This window comes from Aeromonas sp. R1-2, assembly GCF_040908505.1.
Taxonomy (GTDB): Bacteria; Pseudomonadota; Gammaproteobacteria; order Enterobacterales; family Aeromonadaceae; genus Aeromonas; species Aeromonas veronii.
Genome location: NZ_JBFODU010000006.1, coordinates 60128 through 82471 on the forward strand (window position 1 = coordinate 60128; position 22344 = coordinate 82471).

General features: G+C 58.7%; 20 protein-coding genes. 10 read left to right on the forward strand and 10 right to left on the reverse strand.

Going from position 1 to position 22344, the window contains the following annotated elements:
* The first annotated feature begins 27 nt into the window (after positions 1-27).
* The 3 genes from AB5Y76_RS00710 (at position 28) to fdhD (ending at position 3833) form a co-directional block, all read left to right on the forward strand.
* On the forward strand, positions 28-426 hold the full coding sequence (locus tag AB5Y76_RS00710; RefSeq protein WP_005351584.1) for a hypothetical protein: 399 nt from the start codon (positions 28-30) through the stop codon (positions 424-426).
* A 417-nt stretch (positions 427-843) separates the two neighbouring features.
* Complete coding sequence (locus AB5Y76_RS00715; RefSeq protein ID WP_368177646.1) at positions 844-2976, forward strand: sigma 54-interacting transcriptional regulator; 2133 nt, start codon at positions 844-846, stop codon at positions 2974-2976.
* Positions 2973-3833 (forward strand): formate dehydrogenase accessory sulfurtransferase FdhD, encoded by an 861-nt coding sequence (fdhD, locus tag AB5Y76_RS00720; protein ID WP_263717182.1) that lies wholly within the window; start codon positions 2973-2975, stop codon positions 3831-3833. The genes AB5Y76_RS00715 and fdhD overlap by 4 nt, the downstream gene beginning before the upstream one ends.
* Positions 3834-3934: 101 nt before the next feature.
* Here the strand turns inward: fdhD and asd are convergent, their stop codons facing one another.
* The 4 genes from asd to AB5Y76_RS00740 all read right to left on the reverse strand — a co-directional run bounded on the left by asd (position 3935) and on the right by AB5Y76_RS00740 (position 8556).
* On the reverse strand, positions 3935-5047 hold the full coding sequence (asd, locus tag AB5Y76_RS00725; protein WP_263717183.1) for an aspartate-semialdehyde dehydrogenase: 1113 nt from the start codon (positions 5045-5047) through the stop codon (positions 3935-3937).
* A gap of 361 nt (positions 5048-5408) precedes the next feature.
* The gene (locus AB5Y76_RS00730) at positions 5409-6716 is read right to left on the reverse strand and encodes a D-amino acid dehydrogenase (protein ID WP_323670585.1); all 1308 of its coding nucleotides are present in this window, start codon (positions 6714-6716) and stop codon (positions 5409-5411) included.
* A 155-nt stretch (positions 6717-6871) separates the two neighbouring features.
* A complete protein-coding gene (locus AB5Y76_RS00735) occupies positions 6872-8392 on the reverse strand; it encodes a cryptochrome/photolyase family protein (protein ID WP_263717184.1) in 1521 nt (506 codons plus the stop codon).
* A complete protein-coding gene (locus AB5Y76_RS00740) occupies positions 8392-8556 on the reverse strand; it encodes a DUF2256 domain-containing protein (RefSeq protein ID WP_263717185.1) in 165 nt (54 codons plus the stop codon). The genes AB5Y76_RS00735 and AB5Y76_RS00740 overlap by 1 nt, the downstream gene beginning before the upstream one ends.
* Positions 8557-9016: 460 nt before the next feature.
* Here AB5Y76_RS00740 and AB5Y76_RS00745 point away from each other — a divergent pair, with 460 nt between their 5' ends.
* Positions 9017-10402 (forward strand): tryptophanase, encoded by a 1386-nt coding sequence (locus AB5Y76_RS00745; protein ID WP_263717186.1) that lies wholly within the window; start codon positions 9017-9019, stop codon positions 10400-10402.
* Positions 10403-10535: 133 nt separating this feature from the next.
* Here AB5Y76_RS00745 and cdd read toward each other — a convergent pair whose 3' ends face one another.
* From cdd to AB5Y76_RS00760, 3 genes are all read right to left on the reverse strand, one after another.
* Positions 10536-11420 (reverse strand): cytidine deaminase, encoded by an 885-nt coding sequence (cdd, locus tag AB5Y76_RS00750; RefSeq protein ID WP_263717187.1) that lies wholly within the window; start codon positions 11418-11420, stop codon positions 10536-10538.
* Positions 11421-11617: 197 nt separating this feature from the next.
* Positions 11618-12304, reverse strand: a complete 687-nt coding sequence (locus AB5Y76_RS00755) for an LrgB family protein (protein ID WP_088869053.1) — start codon at positions 12302-12304, stop codon at positions 11618-11620.
* Positions 12301-12657 carry a CidA/LrgA family protein gene (locus AB5Y76_RS00760; RefSeq protein ID WP_005333279.1) on the reverse strand — a complete coding sequence of 119 codons (357 nt, stop codon included), beginning with the start codon at positions 12655-12657 and terminating at the stop codon, positions 12301-12303. The genes AB5Y76_RS00755 and AB5Y76_RS00760 overlap by 4 nt, the downstream gene beginning before the upstream one ends.
* Positions 12658-12822: 165 nt before the next feature.
* Between AB5Y76_RS00760 and AB5Y76_RS00765 the strand changes: the two genes are divergently transcribed.
* Positions 12823-14532, forward strand: a complete 1710-nt coding sequence (locus AB5Y76_RS00765) for a glycoside hydrolase family 36 protein (protein WP_263717188.1) — start codon at positions 12823-12825, stop codon at positions 14530-14532.
* Between the two features lie 66 nt (positions 14533-14598).
* Here AB5Y76_RS00765 and AB5Y76_RS00770 read toward each other — a convergent pair whose 3' ends face one another.
* Positions 14599-15099, reverse strand: a complete 501-nt coding sequence (locus AB5Y76_RS00770; protein WP_005360277.1) for a hypothetical protein — start codon at positions 15097-15099, stop codon at positions 14599-14601.
* Between the two features lie 155 nt (positions 15100-15254).
* Entirely contained in the window at positions 15255-16682 is a 1428-nt protein-coding gene (sbcB, locus tag AB5Y76_RS00775; RefSeq protein WP_368177647.1) for an exodeoxyribonuclease I, read from the reverse strand.
* A 326-nt stretch (positions 16683-17008) separates the two neighbouring features.
* Here sbcB and AB5Y76_RS00780 point away from each other — a divergent pair, with 326 nt between their 5' ends.
* From AB5Y76_RS00780 to AB5Y76_RS00790, 3 genes are read left to right on the forward strand one after another with little or no spacing between them, the layout of a single operon-like run.
* Positions 17009-18184, forward strand: coding sequence for a hypothetical protein (locus AB5Y76_RS00780; RefSeq protein WP_263717248.1), 1176 nt, complete (start codon positions 17009-17011; stop codon positions 18182-18184).
* Positions 18185-18232: 48 nt separating this feature from the next.
* Positions 18233-19867, forward strand: coding sequence for a hypothetical protein (locus tag AB5Y76_RS00785; protein ID WP_263717249.1), 1635 nt, complete (start codon positions 18233-18235; stop codon positions 19865-19867).
* A complete protein-coding gene (locus AB5Y76_RS00790; RefSeq protein WP_368177648.1) occupies positions 19864-20136 on the forward strand; it encodes a YkgJ family cysteine cluster protein in 273 nt (90 codons plus the stop codon). The genes AB5Y76_RS00785 and AB5Y76_RS00790 overlap by 4 nt, the downstream gene beginning before the upstream one ends.
* Before the next feature lie 131 nt (positions 20137-20267).
* On the opposite strand, the gene AB5Y76_RS00795 is transcribed toward AB5Y76_RS00790, so the two are convergent.
* Positions 20268-21194 carry a WYL domain-containing protein gene (locus tag AB5Y76_RS00795; protein ID WP_263717250.1) on the reverse strand — a complete coding sequence of 309 codons (927 nt, stop codon included), beginning with the start codon at positions 21192-21194 and terminating at the stop codon, positions 20268-20270.
* Positions 21195-21294: 100 nt separating this feature from the next.
* Between AB5Y76_RS00795 and AB5Y76_RS00800 the strand changes: the two genes are divergently transcribed.
* Together AB5Y76_RS00800 and AB5Y76_RS00805 are read left to right on the forward strand one after the other, a co-directional pair.
* Entirely contained in the window at positions 21295-21585 is a 291-nt protein-coding gene (locus AB5Y76_RS00800; RefSeq protein ID WP_263717251.1) for a DUF4258 domain-containing protein, read from the forward strand.
* Between the two features lie 6 nt (positions 21586-21591).
* Positions 21592-22236 (forward strand): ADP-ribosylglycohydrolase, encoded by a 645-nt coding sequence (locus AB5Y76_RS00805; protein ID WP_263717252.1) that lies wholly within the window; start codon positions 21592-21594, stop codon positions 22234-22236.
* Positions 22237-22344 lie beyond the last annotated feature (108 nt).

Genomic DNA, 22344 nt, shown 5'->3' on the forward strand with positions numbered 1-22344 from the left:
TATTACCCAAAAAAAGGGGAGTAAATGATGCAACATGAAATTGGTCGCTTATTCGGACTTTTCTATATTGGCACCTATCTGGCGGCGATATTGCTGGGAATAGGTTGCTATATTTGGCGCGACGAGATGATATTTCTGCTCGGCTTCGGTTTTTTCGGCTGTTTTATGGCGGCACGGCTTGCCATGAGCAGCGTATTTTCTGCTTTGAGTATTTCCAGTGCCTGGCTGATCGGGTTTATCTCCACCACCTTGATCAACGGCCTGCTGCTGGGGGTGATCACCCTGCTTGTCTACCTCACTCACCAGAGCGTCACCGCCGAGCTTGCCGACAACGCCAGCTGGCTGCTGATGGCCTTCCAGAGCCTGTCCGCCCTCTTTATCTTCGGTGGCCTGAAGTGCTGCCACAGCCGGATCATCACCTCGTAAACTGCCGATAAATGGGCAGCAAACTCCATCTCGAAACCCGCAGTCAGCGAAGAGGAAAGGGCAGATCTGACAGTTGACGGCGGCCCACTTTTCGGGCGCCTTAATTGAGATCAAGAACTGATGAAATAACCGGTTAAATATGGCCATCAGATATATTAAATCGGATTGTAATGAAATTTGAGCTCATCTATGATGAGTCGCCATTCCAATATATCCCCCGATAACGATGTTACTTTTTGTTGTCGTTCGTTAATAACAACTCTGGAATTGCAACATGCGACAATTTTCGTCACCGCTTTTCTTATTGGCAGCCGCTTTTACGGGCTGCGGCTATTTATTTTGGTGACGGGTGCTTGTCGTGATGCGATGGCATGGACAGCCTGACTGGTGACTAAATCGATATAACGTGAGGCCGCAATGCTAAATGTGAGTGCCATCCCCCTGGACGAGATCTCTCCCATCTGGGACGACGGTTTCCTCCTGCTCTCCAAATCCCTCCTGTCGGCCGTGACGCTCGATGATTTTATCCACAAACTCAACAAGATAGATGCCAGCTTCGGCGGCGTGACCCGGGTCAACCTGATCCTCAACATGGGTGCGGACGAGGAGGCCATCTTCTACTTCATGGGACATTCCGGCCCAAAGCATCTGGTCTGCCCCAAGGCAGAGCTGCACCTCTCCCCCCGACCTACCAAAGAGACCCCGGAACAGGCCATCATTCTCGCTGCCGCCCGCTTTGAGAATCGCTGCCCGGCGCTGGATCGCGAAGGGGTCTACGGGGGGCTGCGCTCCTACTGCCAGCTCCCCATCACCACCGCCCGCAGCCACCTTGGCGGGGTCGAGTTTATCAACACCCAGCTCGACAGCTTCACCATGGAGACCCTCGCCAAACTGACCCAGCTGGCGGCCATTATCGCCATTGCGCTGGAGAACGTGCTCGACAAGGAGCGCACTCTGGAGCAGGCGAACTCCCTGCGCCTTGAGCGCGACAGTTGCAAAATTCTGGTGGATGTGACCAACGCAGTGATCAAGCTGGTGCGCATTGCCGAGCTGCCCAAGAGCCTGTTTACCATCCTGCACCACCACTTCGGCATCAGCAGCTTGTGTCTGGCCGAATACAACGCCACCTCCGACAGCTTCAAGAGCTATCTGGTCAATCAGCACCAGAGCGATCAGCCGGGCATCATCGATCACTCCTGTTTTGAAAAGAAGTGCCTGCAGGGGGCCCTTGGCCATAGCGAGCCGTTTTTCGTCTATCGCGAACATGGCCACGGCTGCAGCAATCGCTGCCGCTTTACCTCCCAGATCCTGCCGCCCGAAGCCGACAGCTCCTGCATTTTGCCGCTGCGCTATCGGGGCAACCTGCTGGGGGTGTTGATCCTCTCGCACCCCAACGCCGACTTCTTTGCCGATATCGATATCTCATTGCTGGAGCAGGTGGCGGCGCGCACGGCCATTGCCATGAACAACGTGCAGGCACAGCAGGAGATCTCCAACACCAACGGTGCCAAAGAGAAGACCATTCGCATCAACGAGCCGCAGATGCAGGGGGAGTTCCCCCACATCATCTACCAGAGCTCGGTGATGGAGAGCGTGCTGGAGAAGGTGCGGCTGGTGGCCGAGAGCGACAGTACCGTGCTGATCCTCGGCGAGACCGGCACCGGCAAGGAGCTGATCGCCCAGGCCATTCACGCCCTGAGTGCCCGCCACGACCATGAGATGGTGAAGGTGAACTGCGCCGCCATCCCCACCGGCCTTATCGAGAGTGATCTGTTTGGCCACGAGAAGGGGGCCTTTACCGGCGCCCTGACCCAGCGGATCGGCCGCTTCGAGCGGGCCCACAGGGGCACCCTGTTCCTCGATGAAGTGGGGGATATGCCGCTGGACTTGCAGCCCAAACTCTTGCGGGTATTGCAGGAGCACGAGCTGGAGCGGGTGGGCAACAGCAACCCCATCGCAGTGGATGTGCGGCTGGTGGCCGCCACCAACTGCGATCTGCTCTCCATGGTCAAGAACAAGCGCTTTCGAAGCGATCTCTACTACCGCCTCAATGTCTTTCCCATCGAGCTGCCGCCCCTGCGCGAGCGCCGCGAGGATATTCCGCTCTTGGTCAATTTCTTTATCAAGAAGATCGCCAAGCGGATGCGCCGCACCATCACCTCGATCCCCGCCGATGCCATGAAAATGCTGGTATCGCTCCCCTGGTACGGCAATATCCGCGAGCTGGAGAACGTCATCGAGCGCGCCGTGGTGATGACCCGTGGCCATGTGCTCAACCTCTCGCCCGATGAGCTGATGCCCCTCAAGGGTTACCACAAGATTGAGACCCTGGTCTATGACGAGCCCGCCACGCCGCTCTTTGCCGAGGAGGGGCCGACCGATGAGCGCGAGGCGATCATCACGGCCCTGCGCGACTGCAACGGCATCGTGGCTGGCGAGCGGGGGGCGGCCAACCGCCTCGGCATGAAGCGCACGACCTTGCTCTCCAAGATGAAGCGGCTCGGCATTTCGGCCCGGGATCCCGAGATCATTGACGGGGTCGCACCATGAGAGAGCTACTTGAGCTTGAGGCGCGTGACGAGCTTAGCGAGCAGAGCGAACAGAACGAGCTGGCCCGCTGCGCCATCCACCGCGAGGTGGTGCACTACCGCACCGATGCACTGACCTGCGACAGCGAGATGGCGCTCCCCTCCGAGACGCCGGTGGCGCTGGTCTACAACGGCATCGCCCACAGCGTGATGATGTGTTCGGCCTCCGATCTGGAGGATTTCGCCATCGGTTTCTCGCTATCCGAGGGGATTATCGACAGCCTGCTCGATATCCACGATATCGAGCAGATCGACGGCTGTCAGGGGATTGAGCTGCATATCACGTTGGCCAATCGCTGCGTCCATCGCCTCAAAGAGAAGCGGCGCACCATGGCGGGGCGCACCGGTTGCGGCATCTGCGGCAGCGAGAGTCTGGAGCAGGTGATCCGCACCCAGCCAAGCTTGCCCGACAGCCAGCGTCTGGCGGTAGGGCATATCGACAAGGTGCTGAGCGCACTGCGCCCGCTCCAGCTGCTGGGTCAGCGCACCGGCGCCACCCATGCGGCAGTGCATCTGGATGGTGAGGGCAACATTCTCGCCATTCGCGAGGATGTGGGGCGCCATATTGCGCTGGACAAGCTGGTAGGCCATCTGTGCCGCACTGGTCGGCGTGACGGCGCCATTCTGGTGACCAGCCGCGCCAGCTTCGAGATGGTGCAAAAGTGCGCCAGCGCCGGGGTCGAGATCTTGCTCGCCATCTCGGCCGCTACCGAGCTTGCGGTCGAGCGGGCCGAGCAGACCGGGCTGACGTTGGTGGGTTTTTGCCGCCCCGGGCGGGCCGAGATCTACAGCGGCTGTCAGCGTATCCTGCTCAAGTAATGGCAAGGCCGTGAACCCGCTAAACGGGTAACGAAAACAGGCAATGAAAAAGGGCGGGGAGTGTGACTCCCCGCCCTTGTTGTATCTGCGTCTGTGGCGAATTAGCGCGCCAGCAGGATGCGTAGCATGCGGCGCAGCGGCTCGGCGGCGCCCCATAGCAGCTGGTCACCCACGGTAAAGGCGGCCAGATACTCCGGGCCCATATTGAGTTTGCGTAGACGGCCCACCGGAATGCTGAGGGTGCCGGTAACGGCCGTCGGAGTCAGCTCGCGGGCGGTGATATCGCGATCGTTGGGGATCACTTTCACCCAGTCGTTGTGGGCAGCCAGCAGGGCTTCGATCTCCGCCAGCGGCACATCCTTTTTCAGCTTGATGGTGAAGGCCTGGCTGTGGCAGCGCAGGGCGCCGATCCGCACGCAGAGACCATCCACCGGAATGACGGCATTCTCGATACCCAAAATCTTGTTGGTCTCGGCCTGACCCTTCCACTCTTCACGGCTCTGACCGTTGTCGAGCTTGGTGTCAATCCAGGGGATAAGGCCACCGGCCAGCGGTACGCCGAAGTTGTCGACCGGCAGGGTGCCGGAGCGGGTCTTCTCGGTGATCTTGCGCTCGATATCGAGGATGGCGGAGGCGGGGTCGGCCAGCTCGACCGCCACTTCGTCACGCAGCATCCCCATCTGGGTGACCAGCTCGCGCATATGGCGGGCACCGCCACCGGAGGCCGCCTGATAGGTGGCCACGCTCACCCACTCCACCAGATCGGCCTTGAACAGGCCGCCGAGGGCCAGCAGCATCAGGCTGACGGTGCAGTTGCCGCCGACGAAGGTCTTGATGCCATCGTTCAGGGCCTGCTCGATGACGTCGCCGTTGACCGGATCCAGAATGATGACGGCGTCATTCTCCATCCGCAGGGAGGAGGCGGCGTCAATCCAGTAACCCTGCCAGCCGGCGGCTTTCAGGCGCGGATAGACATCCTTGGTGTAGTCGCCGCCTTGCGCGGTGATGATGATATCCTGCTTTGCCAGCGCCTCGATATCGAAGGCGTCTTGCAGAGTACCGGCATCGACGCCGAAGTTGGGAGCGGCCTCACCGGCCTGGGAGGTGGTGAAGAATGTGGGTTGAATATGGGCGAAATCCTGCTCTTCCTGCATCCGGCTCATCAGAACCGATCCCACCATGCCACGCCAACCGACCAAACCTACTTTTTTCATATTGTCCTACCCTGGATTGCTGCTAAAGAAACTCGCGGTGACACCCGTAACCCCTTGTCTGGCGACGCCTGTTTACAAGCGGTTTACAGGCCATTTAAAAAATATGCGCTGCGAAAAATGCGTCTATCCACATTACGGATTGTGGCGGCTGGCGCAAGTCGAATTGCGCAATATTCTGTGCCGTTTGCTGCATTAACCGGCAGCCAGCGCACCGCTCAGGTAGACGGGGAGGGAGAAGGTCAACATCAGACGAAAAGGCCACCGTTTTTGGCGGTGGCCTGTCAATAAAGCGGTTGAGGACGTTCTCTGCTGTTGTCTGGGGGCGCAGTTGGCGAGTGAAACAGCCCGACCTGTTATGCGCTTAGCCGTAACGGGCCAGAGTGAGCCCCTCATCGCTGATGGCGGGCTCGCTGCCGCTGATAAGATCGCACAGAAGCTGACCCGAACCGGCCGCCATGGTCCAGCCCAGGGTGCCGTGGCCGGTATTGAGCCAGAGGCCGGGAATGGGGCTTGGCCCCACCAGCGGGGTGCCGTCCGGCGTCATGGGGCGCAGGCCGGTCCAGAACTCGGCTTGGCTGATATCGCCCCCCTCGGGGAAGAGATCGCCGACCACCATTGCCAGCGTGTCGTGGCGTCTGGGGTTGAGAGCGAGGTTGTAGCCCGACAGCTCCGCCATGCCGCCGACCCGGATCCGCTCGTCAAAGCGGGTAATGGCCACCTTGTAGGTCTCGTCGAGCACGGTGCTGCGCGGCGCGGCCTCGGCGTTGATCATCGGCAGGGTGAGGGAGTAGCCCTTGACCGGATAGACAGGCAGCTCCAGCCCGAGCGGGCGCAGCAGCGGCCGTAAAAAGCCGGTGGCATAACTGCCGAGCGCGCAGACGATGGCATCGGCGCGATAGCGCTGCTCGCCTGCCCGCACCGCCACGGCGCGGCCGCGGGCTTGCTCAATCTCGTCGATGTCGCAGTTGAAGACGAACTTGACCCCGAGCTTCTCGGCTTCAAGGGCAAGGGCCTTGGTGAAGCGGAAGCAGTCGCCGGTCTCGTCGCCGGGCAGACGCAAGCCACCGACGATTTTGCCGCGCACCCGCGCCAGCGCAGGCTCTGCCGCTTCGCAGCCGCTGGCATCCAGCGACTGGTAGGGGACGCCATACTCCTCCAGCACCTCGATATCGCGCTGGCTGGCATCGAGCTGGGATTGGCTGCGAAACAGCTGCAGGGTACCGAGTTGGCGCCCTTCGTAATCGATGTTCAGCTCGTCACGCAGCAGCTTCATGCAGTCGCGGCTGTATTCGGCCAGACGCACCATGCGCCCCTTGTTGGTGGCATAGGCGGTCGGGGTGCAGTTGGCGAGCATTCTGAGCATCCAGCGCAGCTGGAAGGGATCTGCGGTGGGGCGCACGGTGAAGGGGGCATGCTTTTGCAGCATCCACTTGGCGGCCTTGAGCGGGATGCCGGGGGCCGCCCAGGGGGCCGCATAACCCGGGGATATCTGCCCGGCGTTGGCATGGCTGGTTTCAAGGGCGACGCCACCTTGTCGCTCCAGCAGGGTTACTTTGTGACCCGCTTTGGCCAGATACCAGGCGCTGGTTACCCCGATCACGCCGCCACCGAGAACCACTATCTCCATATCGTCTTTCCTTGACTGATCTCCTGATGTGGCCACCACCATAATCAGCCGCCACAGGATATTCAACTGCTCTGCGCAGGATTGGGATCTCCGTCTGCTTGCCTGTCACAAGCTGGTGTTTGGTGCGATGGTGAGCCTGATTGCCAGCGTAAATCGCTGCGCTGTTGTCAGGGCATGTGTCAGGGGGGATGGCCCGCTTACAGCAGCTCAAGATGGATCAGATAGTGCTCCGCCGTTGCCAGAATGGCCTGCTGCTGCGCTGCCGGTTGGCCATCCCAGTTGGCATAGGGGAGGGTAAGGCGGGGATTGCCGCCAAGTTTGTCCCGATTGCGCCAGAGAAAGTGCCAGTAGAGGCTGTTAAAGGGGCAACTTCCGTCGCCCTGGCGGGCTTTCACCTGATAGTGGCATCCCTTGCAGTAGTGGCCCATCCGCTCGAGATAGGCGCCGCTGCTGGCGTAGGGCTTGCTGCCCATCAGACCGCCATCGGCAAACTGGCTCATGCCGCGGGTGTTGGGCAGCTCGACCCACTCGATGGCATCCACATAGATGCCGAGATACCACTGATCCAGCTCGTCAGGATGGATCCCCGCCAGCAGGGCAAAGTTGCCGGTCACCATCAGCCGCTGGATATGGTGGGCGTAACCGTGCTCAAGGGATTGGTTTATGGCGTGGCGCACGCAGGCCATTCTGGTTTCGCCACTCCAGAAAAAACCGGGCAGCGGCCGGTTGGCCCCGAGAAAATTGGTCTGCTGGTAGTCGGGCATCTTCTCCCAGTAAAGGGCACGGACAAACTCGCGCCAGCCGAGGATCTGGCGGATAAACCCCTCCACCTGCGCCAGCGTGATGGTGGCCTGATTGGCCTGCCAGTGGGATTCGGCGGCGCGGATCACCTCAAGCGGATGAAGCATCTTGCTGTTGAGGGAAAACGACAAACGGCTGTGAAACAGGCTCCAGCCCCGCTCGCTCAGGGCATCCTGATAGCGGCCAAAGTGGGGCAGGCAGTGGGCCAGAAAATGGGCCAGCAGCTCGCGACTCTGGCGCCTTGTGATGGGCCACGGCAGCTTGCTGGCATCTGCCTCGCCGATGGTACTGACCCCGTGACGGGTCAGCATGGCATCAATCTCGCTCACCTCGTTGGCAAAGGTGAGGGGTGCCGGGATCGGCTGGCTCGCCGGCAGTTTGGCGCGGTTCTCGTCATCAAAGTTCCAGCGCCCGCCAAAGGGGTGGCCGCGCTCATCGAGCAACACCCTGTATTGTTTTCGCAGGGCGCGGTAGAAGAACTCCATCCGGCTATGGGGATAGCGCTGCCAGCCATCGCGGGGGGTGAGAAAATGCTCGCTCTCCACCTCGGTGGTAGGGATGGCAAGGCCCGCCGCCCAGCTTTTCAACTGGCTGGAAAGGCGCCACTCATCCGGGCTCTGCCAGGCAAAGCTGCTGGCCTGATGCGCCGCGATTTGGGCTGCCAGCAGGCTGGGCAAATCGGGCCAGCGGGCGCTCTCATCAAGGGTCAGGTAACAGACGCGGTGGCCCGCCTTGCCAAGGGCCGCTGCGAAGGCGCGCATGGCGGCAAAGAAGGCCAGCACCTTCTGGCGATGGTGGCGGCAGTAGTCGGTCTCTTGGCGCAGCTCCGCCATCAGATAGCAGACCGCCGGATCCGGCGTGCGAAACCAGCTGTGAGCGGCGTTCAGCTGATCGCCGAGAATCAGGCGCAGCTCCATCAGACTCGCTCCCCCTCAGGTTGCTGGCTGCGGTGACGAGCGTGGCGACAGCGTTCGCTGCAGTAGCGAACCTCCTCCCAGCTGTGCGCCCACTTGCGCCGCCAGCTGAAGGGGCGCTGGCAGACGGGGCAGATCTTCTCAGGCAGATGGGGTTTGCGATGCATGATGGCTTACGGCCTTGGCTGATGGGGGATGTGGCGTGTGGGTAGGGAGAATAACGAAGCGGGAGCGCGGGCGGATCAACCTCACTGCCGGTTTGCCGCGCAGATGCCCACTTTGTGAGCGGGCGCACAGCCCGTCGGTGCACCCCTTGTTTGCCAATTAACCAGCCGTTAACGTGGCGAGGCTGCCTGTTGGCAGCATCCATCAATGGATCTTGTTGGCCACCGACTGTCTACAACCGATATGGAGGGGAGTGATGCCAATCATGACAGCTACGCCCCGGGCAGCTTGCCTGCTCGCCCACTGGTATACCCGGGATCCCATTCTGACCTTCGACTTTCCTCACCGCTGATTGGCGGCACCCGCCGTTTGAATTTGTCAGCCGGACGACCCTGATCGTCCCGGCCTCTTTGCCAATTCCGATTTCAAACACACTGGCCTTGCGCCGGTGAGGAGTCTTTTATGCGTCGTATACCCGAGCCGTTTCGTATCAAGATGGTCGAGCCCATCAAACAGACCACTGGCGCCGAGCGCCGTGCCGCCCTCGAGGCCGCTGGCTGGAACCCCTTCCTGCTGCTGGCCGAGGATGTCTATATCGACCTGCTGACCGACAGCGGTACCGGCGCCATGTCCGATCGTCAGTGGGCCGGCATCATGATGGGGGATGAAGCCTATGCGGGCAGTCGCAACTTCGTCGAGCTGGAGCGCACGGTGCGCGAGATCTTTGGCTATCAGCATGTGATGCCCACCCACCAGGGGCGCGGGGCCGAGCAGATCCTCTTCCCCGAGCTGGTCAAACGCTGCAAGGGCAAGGCGCCGGTCTTTATCTCCAACTACCACTTCGACACCACCAAGGCCCACGTGGAGTTGGCTGGCGCACGGGCCATCAACCTGCTCACCCCGAAAGCCCTCGACACCACGGCCCCCTACGCCTGGAAAGGGGATTTTGATCTCCCTCGCCTGAGCGACACCATCGAGACCCTGGGGGCCGACAACGTGGCCGGCATCATCATCACGGTGACCTGCAACAGTGCCGGTGGCCAGCCGGTCTCCATGGCCAATATGGAGGCGGTCGCCGAACTGGCCCGTCGCCACCATATTCCGGTGGTGATCGACGCCGCCCGCTTTGCCGAGAACGCCTGGTTTATCAAGGAGCGGGATCCGGCCTATGCCAAGCACAGCATCAAGGAGATAGTGCGCCAGATGTTCGCACTGGGGGACATCTTCACCATGTCGGCCAAGAAGGACGGACTGGTCAATATCGGCGGGCTCTGCTGTTTCAAGGAGGATCTCGACCTGTTCCGTGCGGTGCAGGTGCGCTGCGTGGCGATGGAGGGGTTTGTCACCTATGGCGGCCTTGCGGGGCGGGACATGGCGGCGCTCGCCATTGGCCTGCGGGAGGGGATGGATGAGGAGTATCTCACCTATCGCATCAGTCAGGTGGCCTATCTCGGTGAGCGGTTGGCCGAGGCGGGCATCCCCATCCAGACCCCCACCGGCGGTCATGCAGTGTTTGTCGATGCCAAAAAGCTGCTGCCCCATATTCCGGCCGAGCAGTTTCCGGCCCATGCGCTCGCCTGCGAGCTCTATCTGGAAGGGGGCGTGCGCGGGGTGGAGATTGGCTCCCTGTTGCTGGGGCGTGATCCCGCCACCGGCAAGCAGGAGGCGGCGGACTTCGAGCTGTTGCGCCTCACCATTCCGCGCCGGGTCTACACCCGGGATCACATGGACTATGTGGCCGACAGCCTGATCGCGGTGAAAGCGCGGGCCAGCGACATTCGCGGGCTCACCTTTGACTACGAGCCGCCGCTGCTGCGCCACTTCACCGCGCGGCTGAAACCTGTCTGATCAGCAACCGGTCAGACTTGGTGATCAACCCAGCCAAGCCGTGAGGTTCACGGCTGCTCCCGGTTAAACGGCCCAGTAAAAAAGCCCCCGCACCAAGGTGCGGGGGCTTTCGTTTATCGAAGCGAAGCGGGGGTCAGACCGCCTGATACTCCAGCTCGACGGAGCCCAGTGCCTTGAGGGTGGACTGGGCGGAATCACGCTGGCTGATCTGGCCGTTTTTATTCTCCAGCAGCACGGCGCGGCGGATGGTGGCGAGATCTTCACCGTTAAGCACCGCATGGGCGCAGGCCATCTGCATCGGCGGCAGGCTGGGGTTGAAGGCGGCGTTTTCGGCGTAGCGGCCAGAGAAGATCCGGCCATCGGCAAACTGCAGCGCCACCGCGGCATAGCCCTGGCTATAGGGAGCGTAGCTTTGACGAGCAGCAGCCAGCGCGGCTTGCCACAGCGGGTCTTCGCTTTGAAGCTCAAGCTCTGCGTGATCCTGCGGGCTCATCAGCGCATCCGTGATGTCGAGATCCGCCGGGCCAAACGAGTGGGGCAGGAAGGATTGCAGGGCGCTCAGGTCATCGGGCAGAGAGACTTTCAGGATCTTGGCGGTGCTCAGCTCGTTCATAAACTGACGGCAGTGGCCGCAGGGGGTGTAGTTGACGGTGATTTCGCTGATCCCGGTCTCGCCACCCAGCCAGGCGTTGGAGATGGCGGACTGCTCGGCGTGGACCGAGTGGAACAGACCTTGCCCCGCAAACTCCATATTGGCACCGAAGTACCAGGTTCCACTCAGGCCGCAGGCGATGGCACCGACGTAAAACTTGGAAATGGGCGCCACCGAGCAGGCGGCTGCCAGCGGCAACAGGGCGAGGCGCAGGGCGCGATCATCGAGACCTGTGGCGGCTTTCAGGGTGGCGACTTGCTCCGGCGTGAAGCGGGCGTTGAAGTCGGCACTATCCAGCATGGGCTGCACGGCTGCTTTGAGCTGGGCAGAGAGGGTATCGAATGGCTTGGCAAAACGGGGATGCATAGTGTGTCCTCAAAGGCCAATTGGGCGGCCATTGTAGGGAGCAAGCTCGGGTAAATGTGTGAGCAGGCTCACGCCCTGACGGGCAAACGGAGGGGGATGGTAATGGAAACGTTTGTTTTGTGCAAATTGTGCGGCAGGTCGCACCCCGAGAGGCCAGCAGGCCCCCCGGAATGGTCAACAGGTGGTCAATGGGGTCATCAGATCAGCCAGTGATAGATGGTAAAAAGGAGGGGAGCGACGGCCGCGGTGAGGATGCCGCACACCACCATGGCGAGCGATGCAAAGGCCCCCTGGGTGATCCCCTTCTCGGCGGAAGTAGCTGTGCCGATGGCGTGGGCACATGCCCCCATGGCGAGCCCTTGCGCTTCCGGATCGGTCACTTTGAGCAGTTTGAGCAGCGGGTAGCCGATCAGGGCACCGACAATCCCCACCACCACCACCACGGCGGCCGCGATGGCGGGAATGCCGCCGATGGACTGGCTGACGCTCATGGCGAGCGGGGTTGTAATGGACTTGGTGGCAAGGGAGGCGAGCAGCGCCGGATCTGTGCCCATAAAATGACCGATCAGCAGGGTTGTGCACACCGAGATCAAGACGGAGGCGAGGGTACAGATTAGGATGGGCTTGAGTTTGGCCTGGATCTGGCGCGCCTGCTGATAGAGCGGCAGCGCCAGCGCCACTACTGCGGGCTCCAGCAGCATGGTAATGGGGCTGCTGCCGCGCTCGTACTGCTCAAGGGGCAGATCAAACCAGAGCAGCAGGCCGATGATCACCGCGGTCGGCACCAGCACAGGGTTGATGATGGGCCAGGGCAGGCGGCGATAGAGGGCGCGGGTGGCGAAATAGAGCGCCAGGGTCAGGGGAATGGCTAGCCAGAAGATCACTTGTTCATCCTCTGGTAGAGCCGACCGACGGTGGCGAGGATCAGCACGATCCCGAGCACGATGCAGAGCATGATGACGCCGAAGGATTGGCGCAGGGGCTCAAGCCAGGCCACCAGCCCGACCGCGACCGGCACGAACAAAACGCCCATGTGGCGCAGCAGCAAACCTGCGCCCAGCTCGACCCAGTGCAGCTTGATCAGTTGCAGGGAGAGCAGCACGAAGAGCAGCAGCATGCCGATGATGCTGCCGGGAAAGGCGAACGGCAGGATGGCTGCCACGGATTTGCCTGCCAGCAGGCAGGCGACGATGACCATAAAGTCACGAAAGTACAGCAAGGCGCGTTGCGCGATCACGTGAACCTCATCGACTGGGAAGAAAAATCGCAGTTTACCAGAGAGGCCGGGTCGCGGCATTAAAACAATAACAACTGAAATCAGTTCGTTTGAAGCTGATTTGTATGCAGATTATCTGTTGAACATCGTCTGATAGAACCCTTTTTCGAACTACAAGGAGTAGTGATGACATCCCTCTTGTCCCGAGTTCGCCAGCTGGCGAATGATAATGCGTTGCCACCCCATCTGCTGCAAACCCGTCAGTGGGAAGGGCCCCTGTGTCGGGTGCGACTCGACAACACTGGCCCTGATGCCACCCCGGTTGAGCGCTGGGTGCTGTTTGACGGCAAGCTTGGCCTGCCGGTGGAGAGTGCCATCTATGGCGAAGGATTCCAGATGCTGGCTCAGACCATGGGTAGCTGGCAATCACCGCAACATGTCGGCCGTTGCCCCGATGCCAGCGTTTATCGCATCACCGATGACAATGGCTATCACACCATTCACAACCTGTTGCTGGTGGAGCATGGCAAGGGGTGGCTGCTGCTCGCCTTTGCCAGCTGCCACCGTTTTGGCGGGGAGTTTCGTCTCTACCCCGATGGCCGCTTGCAGATCCTGATGAACTGCGAAGGGCGAACACTCGCGGTCGGTGAGTACTGGCAGAGCGAGGCGCTGATCTGCCTCGAAGGGGCGGAGCGCGAGGATCTGCTGGCTGAGCTGGCACGGCTGATCGAGGCCGAGCACGGCTCGCTGATCGGCAAGGTGAGTGAGCGCCCGAGCGGCTGGTGCTCCTGGTATCACTACTACGCCGAGGTGAGCGCTGCCGATATTCGCGAGAACCTGCAGGTGCGTGCCGAGCGTTTCCCGGCCCTGCGTTATGTGCAGATCGACGACGGCTATCAGGCCAAAATGGGCGATTGGCTCACTCCCTCCGCCAAATTCGAGCAAGGGGTGGCTTCATTGGCTGCGGAGATCAAACAGGCTGGCTGTGAGCCTGCCCTCTGGGTCGCCCCTTTTATTGCCGAACCCACTTCGCAGGTGTTTCAGGAGCACCCCGACTGGTTTGTGAAGGGGGATGACGGATTGCCGCTGCCTTCCGAACGGGTTACCTATGGCGGCTGGCGCTGCACTCCCTGGTATGTGCTGGACGGCACTCACCCCGAGGTGCAGGCGCACCTCGAGCAGGTGTTCCGTACCCTGCGCGAGCAGTGGGGCATTCACTACTTCAAGCTTGATGCCAACTTCTGGGGCGCCATCCACGGTGGCCGTTTCCACGATCCGGCCGCCACCCGGGTTGAAGCCTATCGACGCGGTATGGCGGCCATCCTGCGTGGTGCTGGTGAAGGCGCTTTCCTGCTCGGTTGCAACGCCCCCACCTGGCCAAGCCTTGGGTTGGTGCACGGCATGCGGGTGAGCGATGACGTGGAGCGCAATGGCCACCGCTATCGCCAGATCGCCCGCGAGGCCTTCTGCCGCGCCTGGCAGAACGACAAACTCTGGGCCCTCGACCCCGACTGCATTTGCCTGCGGGATCTGCCAAGCCAGCAGGCAAGCAAGACGGATTACAGCTTCCATCTGGCAGCGCTGGTGGCAAGCGGTGGCATGATGCTGGCCGGTGATCGACTGCAAGATCTTGATGAGGAGCTGGCTGCGCAACTGTGCAAGTTGCTGGCGCTCTGCGCCGCCCGGGCACCCTCTGCCCGTTTCGAGTCGATGGACTTTGCCTGCGGTGAAGTGGGGCTGCCCGAGGGGGGGACTCTGCTCTGCTTGTTCAACTGGGAGGGGCAACCACAGGAGTTTCTGCTGCCGGAAGGGGGAACCGATTTTTGGCAGGAGCAGGCTGTCGGTACGGCTGTCACCCTGCAAGGGGGCGAGGGGCGGGTGATCCGCTACGCCTGATCACAACATCACCACATACAATTCAGGCTCCATTACGGAGCCTGAATTGTTTCAACCAGCGGCTATTCAGTAACGCCACTCAAAACCAACGGCGTATTTGGCAGAGCCATAGCCCGGGATATCACTGCCGGAGGCGATCGCCTTGAGGGTCAGCAATGGTGTGATGGGCACCCCCAGACCAAAACCGATGGCCAGTTGATCATTGGGGTTCCCCATCAGATCGACCCGCATCACCCGATAGAGGGACATGTCCTCGCTCAGGTGCATATAGGCTTGCGAAGCGCGGTTATAGACCTGACCAAACACCTCCAGCTGGAAACCTGACTGGGCGCTGATGGCCAGCGGTACCCCGACAAACTTGTAGAGATGGGAGCCGTTGAAGTAGCTGTTGGTGATCAGGGGAGTGAAATCAGTCTGCTGATAAAGGGTGTTGAAGTTCTGTTCTACGATGCGATAGGTCTGCTCGGGCAGGCGAGCAAGATAATCCGGCACATCGAACCGGTATGCGGCGTTGGCTGCCAGCGGCAGCAGGGCCAGTAATCCGAGCAGTGCGTGGTGACGAGGCATCAGCAAATGGCTTCCGTTCGGCCAAAAAGATCTCTTGCTTGGGAGACATCCGCTCAGGATGTTGCAAGATATTGGTTTTTGGGGAAATCCCCTTCGTCATTATGACCTGAAGAAGGGGATGAGAGGGAAGGATTTATTGTGAAACTACTCACAACTCATAAATCTTCCAGATAGTGGTAGAGACTCTTTAGAATCGCAAAGTTCCGTTCGTTACTCTGGTTCTGCTCGGCCAGCGCCTCGAGACGGGGCACATAGTCCGGCAGACGGCGGCTGAAGTAGTCGCTGCAGTGCAGGCGCCAGCGTTTCTGCTCCGCTTCGCTCAAGGTGTGCGGCCAGTTGCGGGCGCGGTAGCGGAACAGCATCTCTGGCAGCCGGGAGTCGGTAAAGGCGAACTCCCGTTCACCCAGCAGATCCGCGGGGGTGGCACGCACCAGATCCATGGTGGACTTGTCGCCATGGCCAAAGAATCCGGCGTAGAGCTGGGTATCGGGGTCGCTGTCATTACTGCCGGCGAACTCCTGATTGAACACCTCCACCAGTTTTTCCCGTACCTCGGGGTGGGCGCGCAGCAGATCCAGGCTCTTGCGGCACTGCTCCCGATTGATGCCGAGCTCGTCGGCCCGTTCCGCCGTCAGGGTGGCGGCCGGCGCCAGCACCGGGCACTTGTTGATGTGTACCAGTTTCACCGGAATGCCCGCCAGATCCCCCAGCTCCTCTTTTTTGGTATAGAGGCGCTCGCGGATCTCCTCGCTGGAGAGTTCAATGAGCGGGGTGGGGTCACGGGTCAGATCCACCATGATCACCGCGTTCTGGTTGGTGGGGTGCCAGGCAAGTGGCGAGACCCAGCTTGCACAACCCTGCCAGGGGGAGAACATGCCGGAGACGTGCACCAGCGGCTTCATGGTCACCACGTCAATCAGCGCCTTCACCTTGTTTTTGTTCCGCAGATCAAAGAGATAACCAAACAGCTTGGGTTGGGCTTTTTTCACCAGCTTGGCCATCTCGATAGTGGCCAGCACGTCCGAGAGTGCATCGTGAGCATTGGCGTGAGTCACGCCGTTGGCGACCGTCAGCTTTTCCAGCCGGAAGCTCGGTTTGCCTTCATCATCAAAGGCCCACTCGATCCCCTCCGGGCGCAGGGCATAGCAGGCCCGCAGCATGTCGAGAATATCCCAGCGGGAGTTGCCATTCTGCCAGCTGTAGGCATAGGGGTCATAGAAGTTGCGATAGAGGGTGTAGCGGGTCACTTCATCATCGAAGCGGATGCTGTTGTAGCCAAGCACACAGGTATTCGGCGTGGCGAACTGCTCGTGGATCTGGCGAATGAAATCCGCCTCGCACAGCCCGTCCTTCATCGCTTTTTGCGGCGTGATGCCGGTGATCAGGCACGCCTCCGGATCTGGCAGATAATCAGCCGGCGGCTTGCAGTAGATGACCAGCGGCTCGCCAATGATGTTGAAATCCGCATCGGTACGAATACCGGCAAACTGCGACGGCCTGTCCTTGGCGGGGCTGATGCCGAAGGTCTCGTAGTCGTGAAAGTAGAATGTTGGCTCGTCGCCCGCGTGTGCTGTTTTGCTCATGTTGCTCGAGATGAGGTATCCGATGACGGCGGCTAGCGCCAGGGTGGGCGGTGCCAGGCACCACAATTGTGTGCATGGTAAACCATAGCGCAGGCAGAACGAAGGGCGAGCCGTGCAGGTGGCGGTTTATTGGGCGGTAAGTGCGCAGTGGTGGTGGTTTTGGTCTGGTAATTGAGTGGATAGATCCGATATATGTTTGAAAATGTGACATGTTTTTTTATACACCAGTTCCGAAATATATAGTTTTATGTATGATAGCTGAACCAAAAAAACAGATTGTTCCACCCCTTCGCAAAATTAATGCGACGAAATAATGTATACCGAGTATGCAGATGCTTATCGGTGAACTGCAACTGTTTGGTGTATTCCATTGTTTACGATTTATTAAAGGGATCTTGATTATGCCAATTCCAATTATCCTCGGTGCAGCTGCACTGGCTACTGCAGCTTACGGCGCCAAAAAGGGTTATGACGGCTACCAGAAACACTCTGAAGCAGATGATACCGTTAACTCTGCAAAAAGGCGTTACGAGGAAACAAGAGCACCGTTTGACATACAGGAAAAAGCCACCAATGACGTCCTTGATGTATTGGGGCAGGAAGAGCTAAAAATCGGACAGCAGTTCAACGAGTTCAAAACACTTGCTGATGACATTCTGCAAAAGCTCAACAGCGGTCGCCAGAATAAACTCGAGATCAGTATTCCCAAGCACAAATTACAGAAAATTGAGGGTTACAGCTATACGGCCATTGGTGTGTTGGGCGCGGCGGCTGGAGCCGGAGCCGCCGGAGCTGCGGCTGGATTTGCCATTTATGGTGGAGTCATGGCACTGGGGGCGGCCTCTACCGGTATAAGTATTTCTGCGTTATCTGGCGTCGCCGCTACCAACGCTACTCTGGCGGCCATTGGCGGTGGATCTCTTGCCACAGGTGGCTTGGGAATGGCTGGAGGCAGTGCGATCCTCGGTGCAGCCGTGGCTGGTCCAGTGCTAGCTATTGCTGGCTGGGCATACAACAGCCATGGCGAGGAAGCGATTAAGAATGCGAATAAAATAAACAGTCAAGTTGGTAGTGCTATTGCGAAACTTAAAAAGGCTCAGGAACAGCTCAGTAATACAGAAGATTATGCTTTCGAAATTATCGAAGTGCTGAAGGCTGTTTACGCCCAGTTTGACCAGTACTTCGACATCCTCAAGGCAGTCACCCGCCAAATTGAAGCAGCTAAGGTGCTCAAGCAGGATTCACAAGTGGCGCTGACTCAATTGAGCGACACTATTATGCGTGCAATTGGTAACGGCTATGCACTGGCAGCCATCCTCGTTGACCTGATCACCACACCGTTGTTCCGGGTCAAGCATGTCAACGGTGAGATCCAGAAAGACACACATGGCGTGCCGGTGATGGATACGGACGAAGACGGCTCAATGATCCTCAATACAGATCAGCTGGATAAACAACTCTGCGACACCAAAACCAGCGCGGCCCGCATTGAGCCTGCGTAACTTATTTGCGGGGCCGTTAGGCCCCCTTTTGATATTGTTGAGATAGTCATGGATGCCACTATGCACACCGCCGCGCAAGACTTCCCGTGGACTGTAGAGCTCGAGAAAACCGTTATCAATAGCTTGGTTACCAGTTTTGGACTGGACTTTTTGTTGTTTAAAGATCAGAAGGGTGGTGGTGTAAACACGATCCACAATGTTCGTAATGGCGTGTGGGCCACAACGGATGAACAGCTGTGTTATGAACAACGCGAAGATTACAATAGTGGGCTCTACCATAAGCACGCTAATTACATTGCCACCGGCGAGCGGGATAAAGCCAAGCAATCCGCCGGCACCTTGCATGACCCTTATCGCAATACGATGATGGGCGCGAACGAACAGCGCAACCTCGATCACGTTATCAGTGCAAATGAAATCCATAACGATCCTGGTCGTGTTCTGGCCGGTCTAAATGGGGTGGAACTGGCTAATCAAAGTAGCAACCTGCAAACCACCCTCGAAACCGTCAATAAATCGAAAAAAGATTCGTCTATCAACCAGTATCTGCAACGGCTACCGGGTCTGATTAATGAGCACGAAACTCAGCTGGCTAAAGACCGAGCACGCTTGGCTACCCTGCAACGCGACACACCAGAGCAGCAGCACAAGGCCCGGGAACTGGAAGACACGATCCGTAAAACCGAAATCAAAGTATCAAAACTCAAGTTGGTCGATCCTGATGCCATGCGTAAACGTGATGCTGAAGCTAGAGCGCCGTATGAGCAACAGATTAACCACACCTACTACACTAGCAGCAAGTTTCTCCACCAAACCGCCAGTGTCGCAGGTAAAGCTGGCTTGGCCATGGGTACCCGACAAATGCTCGGAATGGTCATGGCAGAGGTGTGGTTTGAACTACGCGAGCAACTGCCAGCCCTGCTGACCAAGCTCAAAGTCAATTTCAGCTTCAAAACGTTCGTAGGCAGCATCACTGCCTCGCTTAAAGGCATCTGGGAACGAGTCAAAGCACGTTTTAACGCCTTCTTGGTTGCATTCAAAGACGGCGTATTTTCAGGTATCCTCGGTAGCCTTACCACCACCGTATTCAACATCCTCGCCACCACCCATGTAATGGCTATTAAGATCATTCGCGAGACCTGGGGTGTATTGGTCAAAGCCATCAAGTTATTGGCCTTCAATCCCGACAAGCTCAGCTTCGTTGAATTGTGCCAGGCGGTCACTTCATTGTTGTCAGTCGGTGCAGCTACCACCGTAGGCTCCATGGCCTACACCCACCTGCTGCCAATATGCAGTTTTCCGTTCGGTGCCGAGCTTGCAGCCTTTGCCAGTGCTCTGATAACAGGCACTGTTACCCTCGGACTCAACTATTTTTTGCTGCACAGCAATGTGGCTTGTAAGCTATGGGCCTATGTCGAATCCATGGGGCCACATGCAGGCACGCTTAAACAGTTCCAGGCTATCAATGCGGAACTGGATCGTTATCTGGCCGAGTTGAGTCAATTGGAATTCAATCTAGACGTAGAAGAATTGCAGACCTTTACCCTCGAACTGCAAAGCTGTAACGATGAACTTGAGCGTAGTGTGGTGTTGCAGCAACAGGTGCTGGCCCGCGGTATAGAACTGCCGTTCGAGATGGGGAATGCCGCCAGCACCCGTAGCTGGTTGGCTTCAAAGGTATGACGTTACCAGCTTTTCCCTGTACTCAATGCGGGCAGTGCTGCCGCAATGTGCATCTGGCGGAGGAAACCCGATATCTGGATCGGGGGGATGGCGCTTGCCTGCACTACTGTGATGCAGACAAGCAATGCCGAATTTATGAAACCCGGCCAGATATTTGCCGGGTGGAACGGCAATTCCGGATGAATTATTCAGGTCTGTATAGTTGGGAAGAGTTTGTAGAGGCGAATGCCAAAGTTTGTCAGGTGCTGCAGAGTGTAGTGATAAAGTAAAGTGGACTCAGTGATGAGTTGTTAGTCTTCAGCAGTAGCTTCGTTCGGTGTTTGTCTCTTTGCTGGATTACCATAACCAGCTTTTTGCCAAAGCCCCCAGCGTTGATGCTAGGGAAAATTGGTTGTATTGCTTACTCTACCTGCCGCACCTGCAAATCCGCGCTCTTGAGTTTGAAGGTGCAACCTTGCTTGATCAGCTCGTCCCGGTTGGCAAGCACCAGCGGGTAGAGCAGGGGATGTTGTTGGTGTTCGCCGTTATAACTCACCTGCATCCGCTCCAGTGCATAGTGCATCAAGGGGATGCGCTGGCTCAGCAACAGCTTGCCATCGGGCATGGCGTAGTCGTTGGCAATGATGGCCTGTTGTCCTTCACTGAGGCTCGGGTTAGGGATAACCACGGCGGTCACCTGGGTGTTCCACTCCCGATCCTGATCCCGGCCGTGAGGGGAGGCATCCAGCAGATCCGGTTCGCCGCGAAAACGGCTCATCACAAAATCCAGATATTCCCCCTTCTTCTCGCAATAGGCGCGCACGTGCCAGCGGATCCCGTCATAGACCAGCGTATGGGGCACGATATTGCGGCCACTCTGCTCCTCCGAGCTCAGCGATACGTAATCGACATCGACCCGCAGTTGGCCACGCGCCGCTTGCACCAAGCCACGCACGATGTTCGGGTCGATATGGCGGTTTGGCACATCCAGGATCTCGATATGGCCGTAGCGCAGATCCATCAGCGGCAGGGTCAACAGGCCCGCTTCATGTTGGCGCTGGTGCTGCTTTTCACGGTGTAGCAGCATCAGGTACTCATCGACTTTTCCCTCACTAAAACGCGGCACAAAGTGCGCTGTGGGTTTGTATCCCTTCAGGCTTTTGTCATAGATCAGCCCTTGCGGCGAGTAGTGGGTCAGGTAGTGGTTGATATCCCGTGACGCCTGTTGACGGCCGATATTGAAGGCGGTTGTCAGGTGGTTGGTGGTCAGCCGTCCCTCCCACTGCAACACGATCTCCAACAGACGAAAACGCAAGGTTTGATCCCAGGTGAGCTCTTTGGGTGCCATACGTGCTCCAAAATGCGACATGTTTATGTAACCAGTATCGGCATGAGTATACAGGCTACATATAATGAGTCCATCGAAATGAGCGCCAAAGGAACATGTCATGAACGGGAAGCTGGACAGTGCATACAGCCATCATGCCGCGTGCCGGATGCAGCAGCGCGGTATTGCACCCGAGCTGGTGGATCTGCTGCTGAGCATCGGGCGCTCGGCTTATCACCAGGGGCGCGAACTGGTTTATCTCGACCGTAAAGCGTTGGCCATGCTGCAAGCCGGAGGCGGATTGCCTGCGGAATGTTGCCAGCGTCTGCGCCGTCACTATCTGGTTTTGCAAGACGGTGAGATTGTCACCGTCGGTCATAAAACCACCCACTTCAAACGCGATCGTCACTGAGGCGCTATGAACTCAAGACTGTTATCAGGTCAGGCGACCATGCCCCTGGTCAAGGGGATATATTGCCTACTGTCAGCCGAGCGAGCTAGGGAGCTGACCGTTCTGCTTGCCAAAGGCACGTGTCACCAAGAGGGTGAGACTTCACCACTGGCGGTGGTGACGGCATTGGCTATCCATGTCGAGCAACATCGGCTGGATTGCACGTCACAGCCCATCTATCTGGGGCGTGAGCAACTGATGACCGGTGCAGCCGATTTGCTGGGGGAGGATGCCAGCTTTGAAGAACAGGATGCGTTTCGTCTGTTGGCGCTGCTACTCGACAAATTGCTGCGAGGAGGGCGTGGCAGCCGTCAGGCCAAGCTGGATGGACTCACGCCAAGCGTGATGGAGCGGCGGGTGCTGGCGGCCAGATCCCCGAATACTGGTTTGGTGGTGCGTGGTAGCTGGCGGCGCAAGTCTCGTAATCAGCTGGGCCATGCCAGTTGGCTGGATGTAGTGGAGGCTGCCCTCTGGTGCTTCTGGCATGGTGACGATTTGGCAAGCGGCGAAGTGCTACTCGATGTGCTGTTGGGCAGGGATGAGCGAGTGCGGCTTGTTTATGGTCTGCTGGTGGGTGCTTTCTACATGGGGGAGCCTTTCAGGCTCGAGTGAGGTTGTTTGAATTATTCAGCAAGTTATTTAAATATAACAGGAAAATGAACTTCTGCAGTTTATGTACACGAACTTCTGCATGTGGTGTTTCAAATATGAAACAGCTGG